Here is a 21271-nt window from a genome sequence, read left to right on the forward strand (position 1 = left end):
CCCTTGAATTAAATAATTTTGCTGATTACTTTAAGATCAAATAAATTGTACGTTTTTTGATTTATGACGGAAGTCTACTGTATACGGTACCGGGTTAAATCTACCTGGCAAATATAATCTTGCGGTGTCCAGCCTGGAATATCCCTGGCAATCTCTTCGGTAATGACTTTTTTGACTGTTCCTATCGGGGTGAGATTTTTCAGAAGAAAGTGCTTGCCGCATACCAAGCATTTATGGCTTTCATGTTTTTCTTTCATGATAATTCTCTTTTTAAACCGGCTCACTCAGCTATTATTTTGTTCGATATGTTTGATTTGCTTTAGTCATTTTTACCATTCGTAAATCAATTATGTATCAAGTGCGTCTGATTTCTTGAAATTATGAATCTCACTTCGATTTTATCTTGGATTGATAAAATGCTCAGCCAAGCGCACGATGAGCTGATCATTCAAGATAATTTTCAGATCGATTCAATCCTACTATCTATACATGACTTAAATTTAATATAATCATGATGATAATAAAAAAGGGGCTTCATTGTGCGCCACTCATACCATCTTGAAAAACATTATATCGAACGTGCGGGCTGGCTTCGTGCAGCTGTACTGGGGGCAAATGACGGGATTATTTCGGTCACCAGTCTGGTGGTGGGTATTGCAGCCAGTGGAGCATCCACGGAAATTTTATTGGTGACCTGTGTTGCCGGATTGATTTCTGGCGCCGCATCAATGGCGGCCGGTGAATATATTTCGGTTAAATCCCAGCAAGATATTGAAACCAATGATCTACTCATGGAAGAGCGCGAACTGCAGCGCCATCCCACGCATGAGTTAAATGAGCTCAAAACGATTTATATACAACGAGGTCTGGAACCTGCTTTGGCACAACAGGTCGCTGAACAGCTGACCGACCATAATGCCTTGGATGCCCATGCCCGGGATGAAATTGGTATTTCAGCACATACCTCTGCCCAACCCTTTCTCGCTGCATTTTCTTCGGCTATGGCATTTACGGTAGGTTCATTATTTCCTTTAATTTCAATCATGATTTTACCGGAACATTATCTGGATAAAGGCGTCATGCTGATTGGTGTTTTAAGTTTGGGGATGATGGGCGCACTGGCAAGCTATGCCGGTGGAGTAAGTGTCTGGAGAGGTGCAGTTCGGGTCATGCTCTGGGGAATTATCGCCATGTTATTCAGCGCCTGGATCGGATCATTATTTAATGTGTCTGTTGCCTAAATATGTGTTTATTTTTTAGTTAGACACAGAATAGGATTGAACGGTTCCTCTATTAACATCACTGAAAAATGTTTTTTCAAAAACTAGCGGCTCTAACAAAACTTGAGTTTAATTAATATATGTTCGGTTTTAATTTAGATAATTAAAGCCAAAGATCTATGCCCGAGAGGTATTGTTATGGAAACTACCATCATTCTTGCCATCTTGGCGATCATTATCGTATTGCTGATCATTTTTTATAACAAGAAAAAGTGAAATAGCGATGATGCTTTTTTACTGCTTTGAGGGTTTTTACTAATCTTAGAGTAAATTCCAGAGCTTTAATCAATCAAATATTAATTCCCTGTTGGGAAACCATGAAATCCTCATTGGATTACATAAAGAATCCCGAGGATTAAAATCACAGAAACCACAATTTCCAATATTTTCATTTTTAAATGACTTCTAAACTTAAGCATCTCATCTTATCTGAATTTTCTTTTACTCTAAAAACAAAAAACTGCATCATAAAAAAAGCCTGATCTTGCTTGATCAGGCTAGTTAACCATTCGTACTAGATAAATTGTATTAGCAGAAAATTAGGTGATTTGATTTAAATCAGCTGTTCAACTGTTGGGAAGCTATGTGATCCATGTTCGAACATAGCATCATGCCAGATATCAAACATGGGCACTTTCACATCTAGAGCCAAAGGCAATTTTTTTTCATTAAACTGCATATGTTGAAGATCTAATCCCCAGGCAATCAAATCAACATCCAAAGTAATCTGATGTGATGGACGTAGTCGCCCTGATGCCTGTTCCAGCTGTTTGAGCAGCTCAATCAGGTCTTCACTAGACACCGAACTTCGCAATAAACACGCTGCATTCCAGTAATCGGCGCCAATGCCATCGCGGCAAGGAATCATATAAATGGGAGAAAACTGAACTTCTCCCCATTCAGAAATACGTTGCTGTGCAGCTTGAAAATGTTGCTGAGGATGACAATTACTCGCTAATGCTAGGGCGAAAATCGTTTCGGTGGCGTTCAAGACGTATCCCTACAGAATTGGCTTGCGCGATAATGGCAGGCTTACGGATCGTAATATTAATCGATTCAATTGCTGTAAAGGTAGTAAAAAGTGCATTCAGCACTAACTTTGCTGCATGTTCAATCAATTCAGGCTTGGCGTCTTGAATGACTTTGCTGGAAATCTCACAAATTTCTGCATAATTCAACGTATCTGCAAGTGCATCTGAGTTTGATGCCTGTTCTAAATCGGTTTGAATGATCAAGTCCAGCATTAAAGGCTGAATAATTTGACGCTCCCAGTTAAAGCAGCCAACGACTGTCTCAACTTTTAAACCTTCAATAATAATGGCGTCCATTGGATTGCTCGAGAATATGATATTTACAACTAATCTCCCTAAATCCCTCTTTTATAAAGAGGGACTTTTATCGCTTCTACTTTATCAAGCAATGAGAAACTCCTCCCTTTAGAAAGGGAGGTCGGGAGGGATTAAATTAATGCTTTAACAGCAGATTCGGATCCATGCTTTGCACCATCTGCAAACGCTGATCGGCATAGATATCGGTATACGGCGCAAGAATTCGCATGAAACGGTCGAAATACAGCATTTGCTTGAACAGCAAGGCAAAGTCACGCGGGAACCGGATCCCGTGACGTTCACCCACAGCCACCATATCCATCATGATATCGTTCAGGTCAGCAGGGTTTGACGTTAATAATTCCTGCGGATCCGCCATCAACACACCGCTAAATAAACGTTCCAGATCAGCAGCCAAGATTTTGGTGTCTATCTGCACAGCGGTCATACCCATTTTCAGCATGTTTTGCGCCATCAGCTCATAATTGGTATGTTGCAATGAATCCATGAATGCCATACATGCCGTCCATACTTCAGGCTTGAGCTGACCAACAATACCGAAATCAATAAAACCGACACGGCCATCTTCGAGTAGCATCAGGTTACCGGCATGCAGATCGGCATGGAAGCTGTTACACATCATCAAGCTGCCAAACCAGGTATTCATCGCAGTGATAAGTACTTGAGATGGATCTTTGGATACCTTTTTAACCACTTCAAAATCTGTCAAAGGCACACCGTATAAACGCTGCATGGTGAGCACACGACGGGTCGAATATTGATGATAAACCTTAGGTGCAGTCGCTGCCTGATTGTTGGTGATATTCAGGTAATTGACGAAATCATCCAGATTTTGTGCTTCTTCGATAAAATCGACTTCACGCACCATACGGGTTTTGATTTCTTCGACAATGTCGGCCAATGAAGCAAACTTGACTTTCGGGACTGCTTTTTCTAGCAACTTGGTCGCCCAATGCAGTACATTCAGGTCGGTATATAAAATCGTTTCTACACCCGGTTTTTGTACCTTAATCACGACATCTTCGCCAGACACCAGTTTGGCCGCATGCACCTGTGCAATAGATGCAGAAGCTAACGGCGTTTCATCAATCGATGCAAAGATTTCATCCAGATTACGTCCTGCAAATTCAGAGGCTAAAACCTGCTGGATATAACTAAATGGCAAGCGTGGTGTCTGATCCAGACAGCCCTGAAATTCTTCAACATATTCACGTGGAAAAAGCGAGGGCGTGCTGGCAATAAACTGACCCAGCTTGATATAAGTTGAACCTAAGGATTCAAAAGTTTCACGCATGAGTTTGGCATTACTTGGCTTTTCAGTGGCATATTTAAAGCCTGCCTTTGCCGCAACGACTGCTGTTTCTCCCATACGGGCAACTGAACGTATTCCATCTAACCAGATATTGTTTTTCATAATGTCTTAGGAAAAATTAATTAAACGCAGTGTAGCAAAAAAAATTCACTTTGCAGGCTTATCTTGCCTGACAGATTGGGCAATCTGTATCTTTTTCGAAAGCGAGAATCCGCTGTTTAAAGCTCATACCATCCCATAACAACAGCTTTTGTCGAAGTGGCATTTGACCCAATCCCAGATATAACAAGGCATGATGTGCCTGCAAGCTGGCCATCACATTCGGTGTGGTGGCCAGGACACCGGAATCTGCACAGCGTAGACTTTCATCGGCCTGATTTTCTGGCGGGAACAAGCAGGCATAACAGGCGGAATCCCCTTCGACCATAAACAGCTGCCCTTGCAAGCCAATCGCCGAGGCACTCAATAATGGTACATTCAGCTCAACACACATCTGATTGACCAGATAGCGTGTGGCAAACTGATCACATCCATCCAGCACCAGATCCTGATGCTCGATCACACTTACTGCATTTTCAGCCGTTAAGGCTTGATTCACATATTCAACTTGTGCGTTCGGATTAACCTGACTCATTCTTTTGGCCAGAGTTTCTGCCTTATAAAATCCAATATCCTGCGGCATAAATGCCAGTTGTCGCTGTAAATTACTCATCTCGATGGTATCCGGATCGATCAGGGTAATTTTTCCCACACCTGCACGTGCCAGAAGTTCTGCCAGTGCACAGCCTATCCCGCCACAACCAATAATGCAGACATTAGAAAATTTTAACCGTTCTTGAGCGTCAATATCCCAGCCATCCAGAAGAATCTGACGGCTATACAGATGCAGTTCAGCATCGGTGAGTTCGAATTCTGGGGATATGGTATCCATGTTAAATGTAGACAACGTCTTTCCTTGTTTCGAAAATTTTTAACAATGATCGTAAAATTAGCTTTACTGAAGTTTCTAAAGGCTGATAAATCTCTGGAATATCAATCTCAAATTCAATTCACAGCACATCAATAAATGGTTCGGCAATCGTTGAGGCAAATAGCATATCAGCTAAACGTTCGGTATCAAGATGCAGCCGCTATGGCTTGGCAAGATTTTTTGAATCACCTCAATTAAACGGTTCCGGCAAACAGCTCTTTCTCATTTATAAAAGGTGTCAAACCTGAAGTTTTTAAAATCTTTGCTATTGAATTACCCTGTAAATAGAACTGCCTTGTTTAGCAATTCTGTAGTCTCTGCCTGTATTTGAGTATGAAAATGTATGAGTTCAGTGAGACCTAAGGCATCTGTCTCTAAATATGATTAATCTGAAAATACCAAGCAATCTTTTCAGCTTTCATAAAATCGTATGGAGAACATACATGACCGAGCATAACAATACTCAACATGATAATCGTGAAAAATTATGGGAATTGATCAAGGATGTTCGTTACACCATGATCAGCCATTTAACTGACACACATGAAATACACTCCCAGCCGATGACCATGCTGAACTCCGAGCAGATGAATGAACGCCAAAACTTATATTTCATCCTGCGTAATACCAATGATCTGGTCAAAGCAGCAGAAACTGGCCGTGGTCAAATTGGCCTGTCTTTTGCAAAACCATCAGATGGTATCTATGTGTCGATCAGTGCTCATGCCCAGATCAGTACTGACCGCATTCTGATTGAACAGTTGTGGAATCCGTGGGCAGAAAACTGGTTTGAAGGCAAGGATGATCCGACCGTACGGGTATTAATTGCTGAAGCAGTCAGCGCAGAATACTGGAATGTCACAGATAACAAAGTTACCCAGCTTTTTAAAGCCTTAAAAGGCGGTGTTACCGGCGAAGCGGGCGAACCGCATGCAGAACATCAAAAAGTGAATCTACAAAGTAATATCTGGTAATGAATGAGATTTAGCCTCTTTATCTTAAGAGGCTAAATTTTTGATATATTTCATTTTAAATATTAATGTAATTTTACTGTAATGACATAAAAAATTATAATTTTTGCTTGCCTTAATTTGCTCTCTTAAAAATATAAGTTCGGGAAAATCAGCTCAATATCTGATTAAAATTTAAGTAGCAGATTTATTTCTTAAAAAACCAAAAGGCTGCTGTGGCAGCCTTTTAGCATTCAATCGAACAATTAATTTGAAAAATTAGCTGACTCGCTTCATCTCTTGAAGTTTGGCAACTTCCTGCTGTTTGAGTAAATTGCGCTGAATCTTGCCACTCGATGTTTTAGGCAAAGATGCCACAAACTCAATCTCTTTAGGATAGGCATGTTTGGATAAGCGTGAACGTACATAACTTTGCAGTTTCAACATCAAATCTTCAGTAGCCGGATAAGCCGATTTAAGCACTACAAAGGCTTTCACAATTTCTGTTCGTTCTGGATCTGGCTTTCCAACGACTGCGGATTCAAGCACTTCCTCACATTCAAGCAAGGTACTTTCTACATCAAAAGGCCCAACCCGATAGCCCGAGGTTGTAATGACATCGTCTGCACGCCCAATAAAATCAATACCGCCATATTCATTCAGCTTCACGGTATCACCAGTGAGATAATACTGCCCGACAAATGACTTGCGGTTATGCCCTGCATAGCCTTCAAACCACATCAAAGGTGAAGCTGAACAGTCGATAGCAAGTGTTCCAATACCGCCTTTTTCTACTTCCTGATGTTCTTTGTCCAATACAGCAAAACGATGCCCAGGAATAGCAAAACCGGCTGAACCAACTTTTTTATAATGCTCCAAGCCATGATGATTGGCGATCACCATACCCAGTTCAGTCTGTCCATATTGATCGTAAATATTCACATTTAAATCATGATTGAACCACTGAATCACTTCAGGCGTGAGCGGCTCACCTGCACTGCTTACCACGCGTAAATGCGAACTGATGCCTGCATCAAATTTTTCTTTAAAACCAAAGAACATGCGAAATGCGGTTGGCGAACCGGTCAGGTTACTAACCTGATATTTTTGAATGATTTGTACGGCATTATCGACACTAAAGCCACGTTCATCCATGATGATGCTGTGCCCTAAACTGAGCGGCCCTGCAATGCCATAATACAGTCCATACGCCCAGCCCGGGTCTGCCAGATTCCAGAAGGAATCTTCATCTCGCAGATCTACCGCGTGCAGCATATAGCCTTTAAAGGCCAACAAGGCTTTTAAACGTACAGGAACCGATTTTGCCAAGCCTGTCGTACCTGAAGTAAACATCATCAGGAAGACATCATTAAACTGGCAATTTACCGGTTCAAACTCCTCTGGTTGTTGCTGTAAGGCTGTCCAGAAATCCGCATCTTGATAATTATTTGTCGCTGTTTGATGCACAGTCAGAATATTAGGAACATTGAGATCATGAAGTTTCAGTCGCTGCTCTTCATCAGTAACAATCAACTGGGTGCCAGCGGTACTGATGCGATGTTCAATGGCTTTGCTTTCAAAGGCAGTAAATAAAGGTTGGTAAATGGCACCAATCCGCCAAGTGGCCAATATAGTAATTAAGAGTGCTGGCGTTCTTGGCAGCAACCCTGCAATACAGTCACCAGCCTTTAAACCCAGAGAATGCATATAATTGGCCAGCTGTCCTGAAGCCACGGCCAGTTGTTCAAAGGTCCACTGCTCTGCGTCTCCGTTTTTGCCTTCCCAAATCAGTGCAGTTCGGTTTTGACCCAAGTAGCGACCACAGCATTCGGTATACGCATTGATGTTCTCTGCGTTTCCAACCAGATGTTCTTGAACCATATTTTCAAAATTAAAATCAGCATATGCCTGTTCTAATGTCTTCATGACGACAACCTCTTTCCTATTGTATTTTTCAGGCGACCTTGCCTGAGTTTGTCCATTTGTATTTGTTGTTCCTGCTGATTCCATCAGCATACTTTTTTAAATCTGCATTCATGCCCTAGGACTAGAACATGAATAAGGCTTATTTTTCGATTATTCGTACTGTATGTCTTTAGATCATCATGTTCAGTTAAGTCCTGCAATTTCCATATCCATCAACGTAAGTGCCAGATTTGAACATCAATCAAAGTCTGTTTTTTTTAATTTAACAATCAGCGTTGACACACTTCACGTGCAATCACCAGTCGTTGAATATCTGATGCACCTTCATAAATCTGGCTCACTCGCACATCACGATAGATACGCTCAACCGGAAAATCAGAGACATAACCGTAGCCACCATGAATCTGGATCGCATCTGAACAGACTCGCTCTGCAATGGTCGATGCAAACAGCTTTGCCATCGATGCTTCTTTTAAACACGCCAAGCCTGCATCTTTTAACGTTGCAGCATGCAAGACAAGCTGACGTGCGGCTTCAATTTGGGTCGCCATATCTGCAAGCCTGAACGCCACAGCCTGATGCTGCACAATTTCCACACCAAAGGCTTTGCGTTCATTGGCATATTCCACTGCAGCATCTAGTGCAGCCCGCGCCATACCGACTGATTGTGCTGCAATGCCGATCCGACCCGATTCAAGATTCGACAAGGCAATTTTATAGCCTTCACCTTCCTGGCCCAGCAGGTTGGCAGCCGGAATCCGGCAGTTATCCAGAACGATGGTCGCGGTATCCGAACAATGCTGACCCATTTTCTCTTCTAGGCGTGACACGATATAACCCGGTGCATCGGTCGGCACCAGAAAGCATGAAATACCCTTTTTCCCTGCAGATTTATCAGTCACAGCAAAGACTAGTGCAATCTGTGCGTGTTTACCTGTCGTGATAAACTGCTTGGTACCATTTAGCACCCATTCATCGCCATCGCGTTCGGCTTTACACTCCAGCGAACTGGCATCCGAACCGGCCTGAGGTTCCGTCAAGCAGAAACAGCCTAGCCATTCACCTGTTGCCAGTTTAGTCAAATACTGCTGTTTTTGTGCCTCTGTGCCATAACGCTGGGTGATACCACAAGGCAAAGAATTCTGCACACTGACAATCGTCGAGATTGCACCATCACCTGCAGCGATCTCCTCTAGTGCCAAGACTAGTGAAACATAATCTAGGCCTGCCCCCCCCCATTCTTCAGCCACTGTCATGCCGAGTGCGCCAAGCTCGCCCAGCTCTTTAAGTTCTTGTGCTGGGAATTGTGCAGTTTTGTCGCGTAAGGCCGCTGTCGGTTTCAGTTTCTGCTGCGAATAATTTCGCATCATGTCCTGAATCATTTTTTGTTCATCATTTAAAATCATTGAACTTCCCTTTCTATATCTATTTATTTACTTCAAGCTTTTTACTATTGAGATCGTTGGCACGTCGGATAAGGCGGCATGGATGTCGCCTGCGAAACTGAGATACAGGGATGTATCTTCAGTTTCGCAAAGGATTTTTGTTTCTTTTGATCCTTCAAAAGAAAATGCATGCTTAAGCAAATTCATTTAAATTCAATGAGAAATTGGTAGCTGTGCAAATCATCATGTCCTATATAAATCGAAAACTTATTTAGGCTGCATACGGATTGCGCCATCCAAACGAATGACCTCACCATTCAAATAACTATTTTCAAAAATATGTCCCACCAGATGGGCAAATTCCTGTGGTTTTGCCAGACGTGGTGGAAACGGCACCATTTGTCCTAAAGCATCCTGGACATTTTGTGGCATGCCTTTTAGCATCGGAGTTTCCATAATGCCCGGCGCGATGGTCATGACACGGATCGCTTCACGAGCCAGTTCACGTGCCAAAGGTAAAGTCATTGCGACGACTGCACCTTTGGATGCCGCATAGGCAGTCTGACCAATTTGACCGTCATAAGCGGCAACTGAAGCAGTATTCACAATCACGCCACGTTCTTCTTCACCCGATTGCAACTCATATTTTGCAATTAAAGCCGCCGCATGACGCAACATATTAAAAGTACCATTTACATTAATATTGAGCACTTTTTGAAACATGGCTAATTCATGGATGCCGTTATGACCCAATACTTTGGCAGACGGTGCAATCCCGGCACAGTTGATCAAGCCATTCAGTTGACCATAATTGCTTTCGACTTCAGCAAAGAAGGCTTCGACAGCCTGCTCATCAGTGACATCCAGTTGTACAAATTCGGCCTGCTCACCCAGTTGCTCCTGCAGCGCGACACCCTGTTCCTGGTTCATGTCTACCAGAATAACCTTGGCACCCTGTTCCACCAGATAGGTTGCTGTGGCTGCACCCAGACCCGATGCGCCACCGGTAACCACTATAACTTTTCCCTGAATGTTCATGTTTATTTCCTAGCAATTTTTCTATTTCAGATACGACTTAATATGCAGAGTAAACAGAGTTTTTATTCTGTACAATTTCCAAATATTGCATCTTGCATGATGTATTTGGACAATGAAAACAAGGATGTCAGACTAAATATGCATAAGCCTGCACTGGAATATAGCAAAGGCACCATCTCGATTGATCTGGTGAACGAAGCATTGCTGGATGCCAAACGGCTGCAATTTGATATCTCTGACATTCTAAAAAAGGCCAATATCCCAGCAGAAGTATTGAATGCTCCCAAGGCACGCGTATCCGTTAGCCAATTTGCCCAATTATGGACTGTGCTTGCAGACAGCATGAATGACGAATTTTTTGGCATGGACAGCCATGCCATGCGTCGTGGCAGTTTTAAATTGCTTTCGAAAATGGTTATGCAGGCATATACACTGGAAAAAGCGCTGCAAAACATTCTGCAATTTCTCAACCTGGTTTTGGACGACCTGCAAAGCACGCTCATGGTTGAGGAACACTATGCCTATATCGTGATTTATGATTTAAAAACAACCAAACGCATGTTTAGTTATGCGACTTATCTGATGCTGATTCATACCCTGATCTGCTGGTTAAGTGGACAACGGATTTTGCTTAATCAGATTCAATTGAAATGTGCAGCACCACTGAATGATTTTGATTACAAAGTTCGATTCTGTGAACAGATTGAATATCAGGCCAGCGAAAACTATGTGCAATTTGATGCAAGCTATCTGCAACTGCCAATTAAACAGGATGCTCAGTCCTGGTATCAGTTTATTCAGCAAACCCCACAAAATTTATTGGTACGTTTTAAAAATCCCTATGCTTTAAGCACTCAGATTCGCCGACAATTGCTACAGGTTTCACCAGCAGAATGGCTGGAACTGAATGAACTGGCCTTAAAAATGAATATGTCTGAAGCGACCATGCAACGGCGTTTAAAAAGTGAAGGTGTCAGCTATCAACAGTTAAAAAATGAGATACGCCGGGATACCGCCATTGAGTTACTGACCCGTACTGAACAAAGTTTACAAGAGATCAGCGATCAGCTTAATTTTCAGGAATCCAGTGCATTTCATCGTGCATTCAAAAAGTGGACTGGCGTCAGTCCAGGCGCGTATCGACAAAATAATATTAGATAATTTATATAAATTTAGACTTTAAAAATATTACCGAAAAACACTTGGATTCTAAGCATTTATTTTTATTATGATTATATATTTCAAGCCCTAAAACATATATTAGCAGGACTACACAGTCACGCGGAAAGCTTTGCAATTTACCCGAGAATAGATTATTTTTCATTCAATTTATAGCACTTTTGCTATTGGCTGTACTCTCCATTTTCCTTTCTAGTTGAAGGTATCTCCATGTTAAAGATGACTGATGTGCTTGGGCAAAATCTTGTCCAAAACTTCTCTAAAGCTTTATTTTCTTCGACTGATCTGATCACAGAACAGTTGAATCAAGGGATTTTAAATGCATCGGATGCAGAACTGAAAGATGCAATTCTGCACTTCTTTAATCAGGTAGATGCTGTGGAAGCGGCTCAGGCCCTTGAAATTCCGGCAGAACGTATCAATGAATTACAACAAGGTATTGCCTTGAAAGATGAAAGATCTCTGGCAGACACTTTGAAAGTTGTGGCACTTTGTCTGGCAATGGAAACTAGCAGTTTGGATCAGGTAGAAGTCTATGACTGTCTACAAGACTATCCAATGTAATTCTTTTTTAAGTATTCCTCGAAAGCGGTGCTCTGGCATCGCTTTTTTGTTTTTAGTTATACTGCGTTGGCGTCATATCATTCAAAATACTTAAGGTTTCAGATGCAGTCAGGAATTTATAAAGAAAAAATCCAATAAAAAAGCGACCACATCGGTCGCTTTTTTATAAAGATAGATGACAGATTAATGTGGCCATTGACCCAAAGTTACGCGATCATTCCCGCCATAATCTTTAACCGTGCGGACTTGCTTATAACCCGCCTGTTTAAATAGATGTTGTACGGCATCTGCCTGATCATAACCATGCTCAAGCACCACCCAACCATTGACAGTCAAATGCTTCTTGGCTTGCAGAATAATCATTTCAATATCGGCCAGCCCCTTTTTATCTGCCACCAGCGCACGTTCCGGTTCAGTCGCCAGATTCTGCATATGCACATCATCAGCATCGATATAAGGTGGATTCGATACAATGGCATCAAAGAATTGACGGCCAAATGGTTTCAACCATGAACCCAGAACAAATTCCACATTCTCAATATCATGTTGTTCCGCATTATATTTCGCCACCTCAAGCGTAGGCTCGTAGATATCGGAAGCGGTTAGTGTCCAGTTAGAACGTTCAGATGCCAGTGATAAGGCAATTGCACCAGTACCTGTACCCAAATCCACCACACGGGCATCATCAGGCAGATCCAATTTCAACACAGTCTCAACCAGCACTTCAGTATCCGGACGTGGCACCAAGGTATCTTTGGTCACTTTGAGGTCTAAAGTCCAGAATGGCTGTGAACCAGTGACATAAGCCAAAGGCTCACCGGCAGCAATACGCGCCAATCCGTCTTTATACGCCTGTTCCTGTTCCGGCGTTAACTCCTGATCCTTTTTCATCAGCAGATCAAATGAATCAATCTTGGTGATGTGTTCCAGTAACCAGGCATTTTCCTGACGTTCGTAACTTTCAGCTTCGCCGCGTAAAGCCAAGGCTTGTAAAATATTCATTATCCACCATTCTGCTGTGCAAGCATGGCCAACTGATCCGCCTGATATTCGCGGTGCAGACTATCCAGCAATTCGGTCAAATCACCTTCCATCACGGCATCCAGCTTGTATAAAGTCAGGTTAATGCGGTGATCGGTCATACGACCTTGCGGATAGTTATAAGTACGGATACGTTCCGAACGATCACCCGATCCCACCAGGTCACGACGCATTTCCGAGGTTGCTGCATCTGCTGCTGCACGTTTGGCATTTTCCAAACGTGATACCAGCAGTGCCATCGCTTTGGCCTTGTTCTTATGCTGTGAACGCTCTTCCTGACATTCCACTACGGTGCCGGTTGGAATATGAGTAATACGTACTGCAGAATCGGTTTTGTTAACATGCTGACCACCTGCACCTGAAGCACGGTAGGTATCAATGCGCAAATCAGATGAGTTGATTTCAACCGAGGTATCGACATCAATTTCAGGAAGAATCGCAACGGTACATGCTGAGGTATGCACACGGCCTTGTGATTCGGTCGCTGGTACACGCTGTACACGATGCGCACCACTTTCAAATTTTAGACGACCGTAAACCCCGTCACCATTAATCAGGCAGATGACTTCTTTATAGCCACCATGTTCGCCTTCATTTTCAGAGAGGATTTCAATACGCCAGCCTTGGTTTTCCGCATATTTACTATACATACGAAATAAATCGCCTGAGAAAATCGCAGCTTCATCGCCGCCGGTTCCGGCACGAATCTCAAGATAAGCCGAGTTGGCATCATTCGGATCTTTCGGAATCATCAAGATGTTCAGGTCTGCTTCAAGCGATTCAATTAAAGCTTTATTCTCTTTAATTTCTTCCTGTGCCATTTCCTTAAAATCTGGATCTGACAGCATGGCCTGAGCTGTTTCAATGTCTTCTTCAGCCTGTCTGTACTTGGTCCAGACATTGGTGATTTCTGTTAAGTCATTATGCTCACGTGACAATTGACGGAAGCGCTTATTATCAGAAATGACTTCTACATCAGCCAGTAATGCGGTCAATTCTTCATGGCGGTCAGAGAGTTGGTCTAATCGTAAACGTAACGATTCTTTCATTTTCTAAAAAATCTCAAACATAGGCTGCGACTAAAAACCGATTTAGCACAGCGAAATCAAAAAATTGCGCCTAGTTTAACGATTCTGGCTTCTAATGAACATCATTATTGAGTAAGTCCACGCCGCTATCATTCTCTCTCGGCAGCATTTGTTAACAAATAAGATTAAAAATAGTGGAATTGCCTTTTTTATAATCGATCTTATGCTTATTTCTTGCAGATTTTACAATTCGCCAAATAAAGCAGGGAATTATGAAGAAACATCTTCATATTGTTTTGGGCATGATTTGTTACATTTTCCGCATCGAAATAACTACAGTCCTGTAGATGGACACGGAGTGATGACATGAAACTCAACGCACTTTTAATGAGTACAGTTTTAGCTGCTGGTTCAATGATGACCGTAAACGCACATGCCGACAGTACAGCGCGTGTTGCAGCAGCAAGTGCTTTAGGTAGTGTTGCAGGTACAGCATTAGGTAAAAACATGGGCGGTAACACCGGCGCAACCATTGGTGCTGCTTTAGGTGGTGCTGGCGGTGCAGCAGTTGCAAGCAGCAAGAAAAACCGTACTGAATCTGCCATTGGTGGTGCCCTAGGTGGCGGTGCCGGTTATACCGTAGGTAAAAATATGAGCGGTACTAACGGTGGTTATATCGGTTCAGCCTTAGGTGCTGCCGGTGGTGCGGCACTGGGTAACAAGATTGCCAAAGATAAAGCAGTGGAAAAACGCTCTAAACACTGGAAAAAACGTCACCGTTAATTTGCGCTCAGGCAGTTTAGACCAGACGCTACATTTAACATGAAAAGCACCTTTTGGTGCTTTTTTTATTGTGGCTTTACTACGTGAATTTTCAATTAATACATGAAATTACCCTGCCCACATCATGAATAAATTAAGGAGATAAAAATCACAATTCGCCAACATTGCCTCCATGCTGTTTGGCGCTTGCTAGATTAAATTTATCTCATCAACAAAATATAGCTAGATATATAAAAGGTGTCCTCATGAACTATAAATCTCTAATGATCGCTGTCGTAGCAACCTCAGCCATGGGTATGACAGCTGCCAATGCAGGCAATACAACCAATACAGCTTTAGCTTCTGCTTTGGGTGGTGTCGTTGGTGCCGCAGTAGGCAATAAAATGGGCGGTACTACTGGTGCAACAATCGGTTCAGCGATTGGTGGTGGTGCGGGTGCCGCAGTAGCAGCAAATAAACGTGACCGTAATGGTGCGATTATCGGTGGTGCTTTAGGTGGCGGTGCAGGTTATGCAGTTGGCCGAAATATGGCAGGCACCAACGGTGGTTATATCGGTGCGGCACTGGGTTCAGCAGGTGGTTCAGCTTTAGGTAAAAAAGTTAGCGAAGACCGTCGTTATGATGACCGCAGCGAACGTCGCTATAACTCTTCTCGTAACTACCGTTATAACGATTATCGCTATAACAACCGTCGTCGTTAAGATTTTCTCCCCTTATTCTTTCCTCCTTTATAAGCATCTTCGGATGCTTATTTTTTTGTCTTTATTTTTTATCTTTATCTTTTGGTTTACACTTATATCGATTTTTTTCGATATACAAATACATTCTAAAGTCGTATGCTTTTAGAGATGTCTATTTAAGAGTAATACTATGCGTACGCTTAACGATACCCAGTTCTCTATACTCGAACTGGTTCCTGTTCGTGACGACAAGAGCATTCAATTCGCGCTAAACCATGCGTTGGAACTTGCCCAAGCAGCAGAAAAATTGGGTTATCGCCGGATGTGGCTGGCAGAACATCATAATATGGATGGCATTGCCAGTTCAGCAACCGCAGTTCTCTTAGGCTATTTACTGGCGAATACCAAAACCCTAACTTTAGGCTCTGGCGGAATTATGCTGCCCAACCATGCCCCGCTGGTCGTGGCTGAACAGTTCGGCACCTTGGCAACGCTCTATCCGGACCGGATTGAACTGGGTTTGGGCCGTGCTCCGGGCACCGATCAAATGACCATGCGTGCCCTACGTCGTGGCCGTCAGGAAACCGAAGATCAGTTTCCGCAGGATGTTCTGGAAATTTTGCAGTATTTTAAAGATCCAATTCCAGGACAACGTATTGTGGCGACGCCGGGTCAAAGCACGCACGTACCCGTATGGCTTTTAGGTTCCAGCCTGTTCAGTGCACAATTAGCGGCGAAACTTGGTCTACCTTATTCCTTCGCTTCGCATTTTGCCCCGCGTATGCTGGGTCAGGCCATTCAGCTTTATCGTGAAAACTTTGAACCTTCTGAATACCTGGATCGTCCTTATGTGTCGATGGGTGTACCGACCTGTGTCGCAGATACTGATGAAGAAGCAGAATATCTAGCGACTAGTGCCTATCAGCGGGTTTTATCACTGATTCGTGGACAAAGCCTGAAACTTAAAGCACCAATTGACTCCATGAAAGGTCTGTGGTCGCCGCCGGAAAAAATGTCAGTCGATAATTTCTTTGCCATGGCTCAGGTCGGCTCCAAAGAAACCGTTAAAGCTGGGCTAGAATCGCTTTTGGCTAAATATGATGTGGATGAGTTTATCTTTACTTGTGACATCTATGACACTGACAAGCGCCTGCACAACTTTGAGCTATTAATGCAAATTAAAAATGGTCAGTAAATGAGAGTTGCATCTACCTATTCTCAGCAATGGGTAGATGTTTTTCATCTTTAAAGATAAATGACTAAAAGAAACATCCCAGTAAAATCATTTTTATTGACCTTTTCTATTAAAAAGCTTCTTTCTTGAACGAATACTTCACTTCTTTTCCTTCATCCATCTCAGCAAGTTAAAAGTCATTCCTTTTGGATCGCCTGTAAATCCATTCAGTCTTCAATAAAATCAGATTTTATATTTTGGTCAAATAGATGACTGTCTAAGTTAAATTTTTCACTTTACCCTGGCTTGAGTTTTTGTTTATATCTCATACAAAGAAAATTAATTATTAAATAAATTCAAGGAATTCTAATGTCTACCAAGCATGATCCACACGCTGGTATTTTTGAAAATCGCCCCGAACATTTTCAGCAGTTTAATGGAATTAAAGTGCCCTCTTCCGAACTGTTAAAATTGGGTTATGCAGATAAAGATATTGCGATTATTGGCACGGATCAGTTTACCGTGAGCCAGCTGGATAAAATCAGTCAACATGCCCGTTCGGTAAAAGTTTTCCAGATTAATCCTGCTTTTGTACTGCCCGGTTCCGACCGAATTCTGCAACGAATTATTAATCATCCGCTGATTGGTAAAAATCGCCGCTTATTTAACAACCGCATTAAAAGCCTGCTTTCTCTGCGGTTTTTAGAAAATCAGGTGCAGAATTTGTGGCTAAGACGCCAGTTAATGCCAAATCTTGCATCTTCCCGTAAAATTTATCTGAAATCAGATCATTATTATGCTGCCCTACAGCGTGAAAATTGCCACCTAATTACCTGGCCGATTCTGAAAATTTCGGAAAATACAATTCATTGTATTAATGGTGAACAGCATCCGGTCGATATCATTATTCATACTTATTTAGCAGAAAAATAACTCACGCTGGCGAGTAAAAATGAAAAATTGGTAAGCTGATAATGAGATTTTTATTTACGTATCAAGAACCGACATGATGATTTATTCAACAAAATGAGCAAAGAAGACTCTAAGGTATTTTTAAAAATCATACATTATTTCGATTAATCAATGCTTACTTGTAATTTTTAGCTATAAATCAAAGCCAAACCGCAGTTTGGCTCTGGCTGATTTCTTAACCGATTCGACGTTTTAAACCGGTCATTTGCAACACACGTGTTGAGATTTCTTCAATCGACATTTCAGACACATTCAGGTACTTGATGCCTTCCGAAATATAAATGCCTTCAATCGCACGTAACTCCATCTGACACTGACTAAAGCTGGCATAACGGCTATTGGCTTTACGCTCAGAACGAATGGCCACAAGGCGTTCCGCATCAATCATCAGGCCAAACAGCTTGTTTTTATGCGGTCGCAGCACGGCTGGCAGGCGGTTATCGTCCAAATCTTCTTCAGTCAGTGGATAGTTTGCTACGCGAATACCGAACTGCAAAGACAGATAAATAGAGGTCGGGGTTTTACCTGAACGCGATACACCAATCAGGATCAGGTCAGCTTTATCATAATGACGGGTACGTGCGCCGTCGTCGTTATCTAAAGCAAAATGAACAGCATCAATACGGGCCTTATAAGACTCAGAGTCGGTCACCGCATGGGTCTGCCCGACTAAAGTTGTAGGAATCGTGCCTAATTCATCAGCCAACTTGCTAATAAGCCCTTCAAATACATCAAGATTTACTGCATTTGCGGTGTTAATAATGTCGCGCACATAGGGATCAACCAGGGTGTCAAATACCAGCGGTTTTTCACCGTCGATTTGAGCTCTTGCATTGATCTCTGCCACCACGTTTGTGGCCGCCTCTTCGGAACTAATGTAAGGAATAATATGAATGTCAAATTTCACATGCGGAAACTGCGCTAACAGCGAGTGTCCAAGGGTTTCAGCGGTGATGGCGGTACCATCTGAAATAAAGAAAACACTACGCTGAATTTGTTTACCTTCCGACATTAAAATTCTCCTCCAACATTTGTCTTAGTGCTATATAATCTTTATAGTAAACCGATCTTACATGACTGTCGCTTAGTAAAATCAAAAACCTAGATGATTTGCTATACTCTCATGCCGAGATAGTGATTAATACTGCAAAAGTGGAGTAACAACTTTGGAAGCGCGCGTAATTGGTCTGGAAAAATTAGGGAAGCACGACGTTGAGCTGGTCGGTGGGAAAAACTCATCACTAGGCGAAATGATCAGCCACTTATCAAATGCTGGTGTATCTGTGCCAGGTGGTTTCGCAACGACTGCCGATGCCTACCGTGAATTTCTCGAGCAAAGTGGCCTAAACGCTAAAATCAATGCAGAGCTTGCTGCACTCAATGTTGATGATGTAAATGCACTCGCTGAAACTGGCGCAAAAATTCGTCAATGGATTGTGGATACTCCACTTACGCCTGCATTAGAACAAGAAGTTCGTACGGCATTTGCAGAACTTTCTAACGGCAACCCTGACATCGCGGTTGCCGTTCGTTCTTCTGCAACTGCAGAAGATTTGCCGGATGCTTCTTTTGCCGGCCAGCAAGAAACTTTCTTGAACATTCGTGGTATCGATAACGTTCTGATCGCAATCAAAGAAGTGTTTGCATCTTTGTACAACGACCGCGCAATCTCATACCGTGTACACCAAAACTTTGCCCATGATGTAGTTGCCCTGTCTGCTGGTGTACAACGCATGGTTCGTTCAGAAACTGGCGCTGCAGGTGTGATGTTTACGCTAGATACTGAATCAGGCTTCCGTGATGCAGTATTCATTACTGCATCTTATGGTTTGGGTGAAATGGTCGTTCAAGGTGCAGTTAACCCGGACGAATTCTATATTTCTAAACCGCTTTTAAATGCAGGCCGACACGCGATCCTTCGTCGCAACCTGGGTTCTAAGCACCAGAAAATGATTTATGGTGAAGAAGCATCTGCAGGTAAATCTGTCGTTGTCGTGGATGTTGAAAAAGCTGAACGCCAACAGTTCGCTTTAAACGACCAGGAATTACAAGAACTTGCTAAACAAGCGCTGATCATTGAAAACCACTACGGTGCACCAATGGACATCGAGTGGGCAAAAGATGGCGATGATGGCAAGATTTACATCGTTCAGGCGCGTCCTGAAACTGTAAAAAGCCGTGAAAATGTCGGCACCATGGAACGCTACCTGTTGAAACAACGCGGTACTGTGATCTGTGAAGGCCGTTCAATCGGTCAACGCATTGGTTCTGGTAAAGTCCGCATTGTGACGTCTATTAAAGAAATGGACAAAGTACAAGACGGTGATGTTCTTGTATCTGATATGACTGACCCGGATTGGGAACCAGTCATGAAACGTGCAGCTGCGATTGTAACAAACCGTGGTGGTCGTACTTGTCACGCAGCAATTATTGCACGTGAGCTTGGTGTTCCTGCAATCGTGGGTTGTGGTAATGCAACTGAAGTTCTTGTAGACGGTCAGGAAGTGACTGTGTCTTGTGCCGAAGGTGATACTGGCTTTATCTATGAAGGCGCACTAGATTTTGAAATTCAAAAGAATTCAATTGAGTCTATGCCTGCTCTTCCATTTAAAGTCATGATGAACGTGGGTAACCCGGACCGTGCATTTGACTTTGCTCAAATTCCAAACGCAGGTATTGGTCTGGCGCGTCTTGAATTCATTATTAACCGTATGATTGGTGTTCACCCGAAAGCATTGATCAATATTGACAGCCTTCCACGTGAAACACGTGCAGCAGTCATGGCGCGTACTGCAGGTTATGCATCTCCAATCGAATTCTATGTAGAGAAACTGGTTGAAGGTATCTCGACACTTGCTGCTGCATTTGCAGACAAGCCAGTCATTGTTCGTATGTCAGACTTTAAGTCTAACGAATATGCAAACTTGATCGGTGGTAAGTTATACGAGCCAGAAGAAGAAAACCCGATGCTAGGTTTCCGTGGTGCAAGTCGCTACGTTTCTGATAACTTCCGTGATTGCTTCGAACTTGAATGTCGTGCATTGAAAAAGGCACGTGATGAAATGGGTTTAACCAATATCCAGATCATGATTCCATTTGTTCGTACTGTTGCTGAAGCGAAACGTGTAATTGAACTTCTTGCATTAAATGGTCTTAAGCGCGGTGAAAACGGCCTTAAAGTGATCATGATGTGTGAACTTCCAACCAATGCTTTATTGGCAGATCAGTTCCTTGAACATTTCGATGGTTTCTCTATTGGTTCAAACGACTTGACACAATTAACACTTGGTCTTGACCGTGACTCTGGTATTGTCTCTCACCTATTTGATGAGCGCGACCCTGCGGTTAAAGCGTTACTTTCTCTTGCAATTCAAGCATGCCGTAAAGCTGGCAAATATGTCGGTATTTGTGGTCAAGGTCCTTCTGATCACCCAGATCTTGCACAATGGTTAATGGAACAAGGTATCGACTCTGTGTCTTTAAACCCAGACTCGGTACTTGAAACTTGGTTCTTCCTGGCTGAAGAAAAAGTGCAAAAAGCATAAACAATTGTGAATAAAAAAGACCCTTTGATAGGGTCTTTTTTATGAGATAGATATTATGATTTATTGTTTTAAAATTGATAACTAAAGATCCAATC

The 21271-nt window shown here is 42.6% G+C and carries 19 protein-coding genes and 1 pseudogene; 9 read left to right on the forward strand and 11 right to left on the reverse strand.

What is annotated here, in order from left to right; genetic code table 11:
* Nucleotides 1-77: 77 nt before the first annotated feature.
* Nucleotides 78-257, reverse strand: a pseudogene (locus tag MTX11_RS05010) (DUF1003 domain-containing protein); the annotation flags it as partial.
* A 282-nt stretch (nt 258-539) separates the two neighbouring features.
* Here MTX11_RS05010 and MTX11_RS05015 point away from each other — a divergent pair.
* On the forward strand, nt 540-1241 hold the full coding sequence (locus MTX11_RS05015) for a VIT1/CCC1 transporter family protein (RefSeq protein WP_005097209.1): 702 nt from the start codon (nt 540-542) through the stop codon (nt 1239-1241).
* A 592-nt stretch (nt 1242-1833) separates the two neighbouring features.
* On the opposite strand, the gene MTX11_RS05020 is transcribed toward MTX11_RS05015, so the two are convergent.
* The 4 genes from MTX11_RS05020 to MTX11_RS05035 form a co-directional block, all read right to left on the reverse strand.
* Nucleotides 1834-2271: a 2-amino-4-hydroxy-6-hydroxymethyldihydropteridine diphosphokinase gene (locus MTX11_RS05020; RefSeq protein ID WP_243474522.1), complete on the reverse strand. Its 438-nt coding sequence runs from the start codon at nt 2269-2271 to the stop codon at nt 1834-1836.
* Nucleotides 2228-2608, reverse strand: a complete 381-nt coding sequence (folB, locus tag MTX11_RS05025; protein WP_004278766.1) for a dihydroneopterin aldolase — start codon at nt 2606-2608, stop codon at nt 2228-2230. Before folB ends, MTX11_RS05020 begins: the two co-directional genes overlap by 44 nt.
* Before the next feature lie 136 nt (nt 2609-2744).
* On the reverse strand, nt 2745-4043 hold the full coding sequence (locus tag MTX11_RS05030; RefSeq protein ID WP_195725896.1) for an ABC1 kinase family protein: 1299 nt from the start codon (nt 4041-4043) through the stop codon (nt 2745-2747).
* A 58-nt stretch (nt 4044-4101) separates the two neighbouring features.
* The gene (locus tag MTX11_RS05035) at nt 4102-4872 is read right to left on the reverse strand and encodes a HesA/MoeB/ThiF family protein (RefSeq protein WP_243474596.1); all 771 of its coding nucleotides are present in this window, start codon (nt 4870-4872) and stop codon (nt 4102-4104) included.
* 482 nt (nt 4873-5354) lie between these two features.
* Here MTX11_RS05035 and MTX11_RS05040 point away from each other — a divergent pair, with 482 nt between their 5' ends.
* Nucleotides 5355-5885 (forward strand): pyridoxamine 5'-phosphate oxidase family protein, encoded by a 531-nt coding sequence (locus tag MTX11_RS05040; RefSeq protein WP_044108878.1) that lies wholly within the window; start codon nt 5355-5357, stop codon nt 5883-5885.
* Between the two features lie 255 nt (nt 5886-6140).
* On the opposite strand, the gene MTX11_RS05045 is transcribed toward MTX11_RS05040, so the two are convergent.
* The 3 genes from MTX11_RS05045 to MTX11_RS05055 all read right to left on the reverse strand — a co-directional run bounded on the left by MTX11_RS05045 (nt 6141) and on the right by MTX11_RS05055 (nt 10210).
* Complete coding sequence (locus MTX11_RS05045) at nt 6141-7787, reverse strand: AMP-binding protein (RefSeq protein ID WP_243474523.1); 1647 nt, start codon at nt 7785-7787, stop codon at nt 6141-6143.
* Nucleotides 7788-8056: 269 nt separating this feature from the next.
* Complete coding sequence (locus MTX11_RS05050; protein WP_004645393.1) at nt 8057-9193, reverse strand: acyl-CoA dehydrogenase family protein; 1137 nt, start codon at nt 9191-9193, stop codon at nt 8057-8059.
* A 246-nt stretch (nt 9194-9439) separates the two neighbouring features.
* A complete protein-coding gene (locus tag MTX11_RS05055; protein WP_243474524.1) occupies nt 9440-10210 on the reverse strand; it encodes a 3-hydroxyacyl-CoA dehydrogenase in 771 nt (256 codons plus the stop codon).
* Between the two features lie 138 nt (nt 10211-10348).
* On the opposite strand from MTX11_RS05055, the gene MTX11_RS05060 reads away from it, so the two are divergent.
* Complete coding sequence (locus tag MTX11_RS05060; RefSeq protein WP_243474525.1) at nt 10349-11371, forward strand: AraC family transcriptional regulator; 1023 nt, start codon at nt 10349-10351, stop codon at nt 11369-11371.
* A 228-nt stretch (nt 11372-11599) separates the two neighbouring features.
* A complete protein-coding gene (locus MTX11_RS05065) occupies nt 11600-11953 on the forward strand; it encodes a hypothetical protein (RefSeq protein WP_243474526.1) in 354 nt (117 codons plus the stop codon).
* 183 nt (nt 11954-12136) lie between these two features.
* On the opposite strand, the gene prmC is transcribed toward MTX11_RS05065, so the two are convergent.
* The gene (prmC, locus tag MTX11_RS05070; RefSeq protein WP_005252142.1) at nt 12137-12955 is read right to left on the reverse strand and encodes a peptide chain release factor N(5)-glutamine methyltransferase; all 819 of its coding nucleotides are present in this window, start codon (nt 12953-12955) and stop codon (nt 12137-12139) included.
* Nucleotides 12955-14043 carry a peptide chain release factor 1 gene (gene prfA / locus MTX11_RS05075; RefSeq protein ID WP_004645400.1) on the reverse strand — a complete coding sequence of 363 codons (1089 nt, stop codon included), beginning with the start codon at nt 14041-14043 and terminating at the stop codon, nt 12955-12957. Before prfA ends, prmC begins: the two co-directional genes overlap by 1 nt.
* Nucleotides 14044-14388: 345 nt before the next feature.
* Here prfA and MTX11_RS05080 point away from each other — a divergent pair, with 345 nt between their 5' ends.
* From MTX11_RS05080 to MTX11_RS05095, 4 genes are all read left to right on the forward strand, one after another.
* Complete coding sequence (locus MTX11_RS05080) at nt 14389-14805, forward strand: glycine zipper 2TM domain-containing protein (RefSeq protein WP_243474527.1); 417 nt, start codon at nt 14389-14391, stop codon at nt 14803-14805.
* Nucleotides 14806-15050: 245 nt separating this feature from the next.
* Nucleotides 15051-15506, forward strand: coding sequence for a hypothetical protein (locus MTX11_RS05085; protein ID WP_004278778.1), 456 nt, complete (start codon nt 15051-15053; stop codon nt 15504-15506).
* 169 nt (nt 15507-15675) lie between these two features.
* On the forward strand, nt 15676-16680 hold the full coding sequence (locus MTX11_RS05090) for an LLM class flavin-dependent oxidoreductase (protein WP_243474528.1): 1005 nt from the start codon (nt 15676-15678) through the stop codon (nt 16678-16680).
* Between the two features lie 348 nt (nt 16681-17028).
* Nucleotides 17029-17592 (forward strand): NAD(P)/FAD-dependent oxidoreductase, encoded by a 564-nt coding sequence (locus tag MTX11_RS05095; RefSeq protein ID WP_180037367.1) that lies wholly within the window; start codon nt 17029-17031, stop codon nt 17590-17592.
* Nucleotides 17593-17806: 214 nt separating this feature from the next.
* On the opposite strand, the gene ppsR is transcribed toward MTX11_RS05095, so the two are convergent.
* Complete coding sequence (ppsR, locus tag MTX11_RS05100; protein WP_004278781.1) at nt 17807-18643, reverse strand: posphoenolpyruvate synthetase regulatory kinase/phosphorylase PpsR; 837 nt, start codon at nt 18641-18643, stop codon at nt 17807-17809.
* 154 nt (nt 18644-18797) lie between these two features.
* Here ppsR and ppsA point away from each other — a divergent pair, with 154 nt between their 5' ends.
* Nucleotides 18798-21176 (forward strand): phosphoenolpyruvate synthase, encoded by a 2379-nt coding sequence (ppsA, locus tag MTX11_RS05105; RefSeq protein ID WP_004278782.1) that lies wholly within the window; start codon nt 18798-18800, stop codon nt 21174-21176.
* Nucleotides 21177-21271 lie beyond the last annotated feature (95 nt).

It is taken from the genome of Acinetobacter lwoffii (assembly GCF_022809915.1).
Classification (GTDB): domain Bacteria; phylum Pseudomonadota; class Gammaproteobacteria; order Pseudomonadales; family Moraxellaceae; genus Acinetobacter; species Acinetobacter lwoffii_M.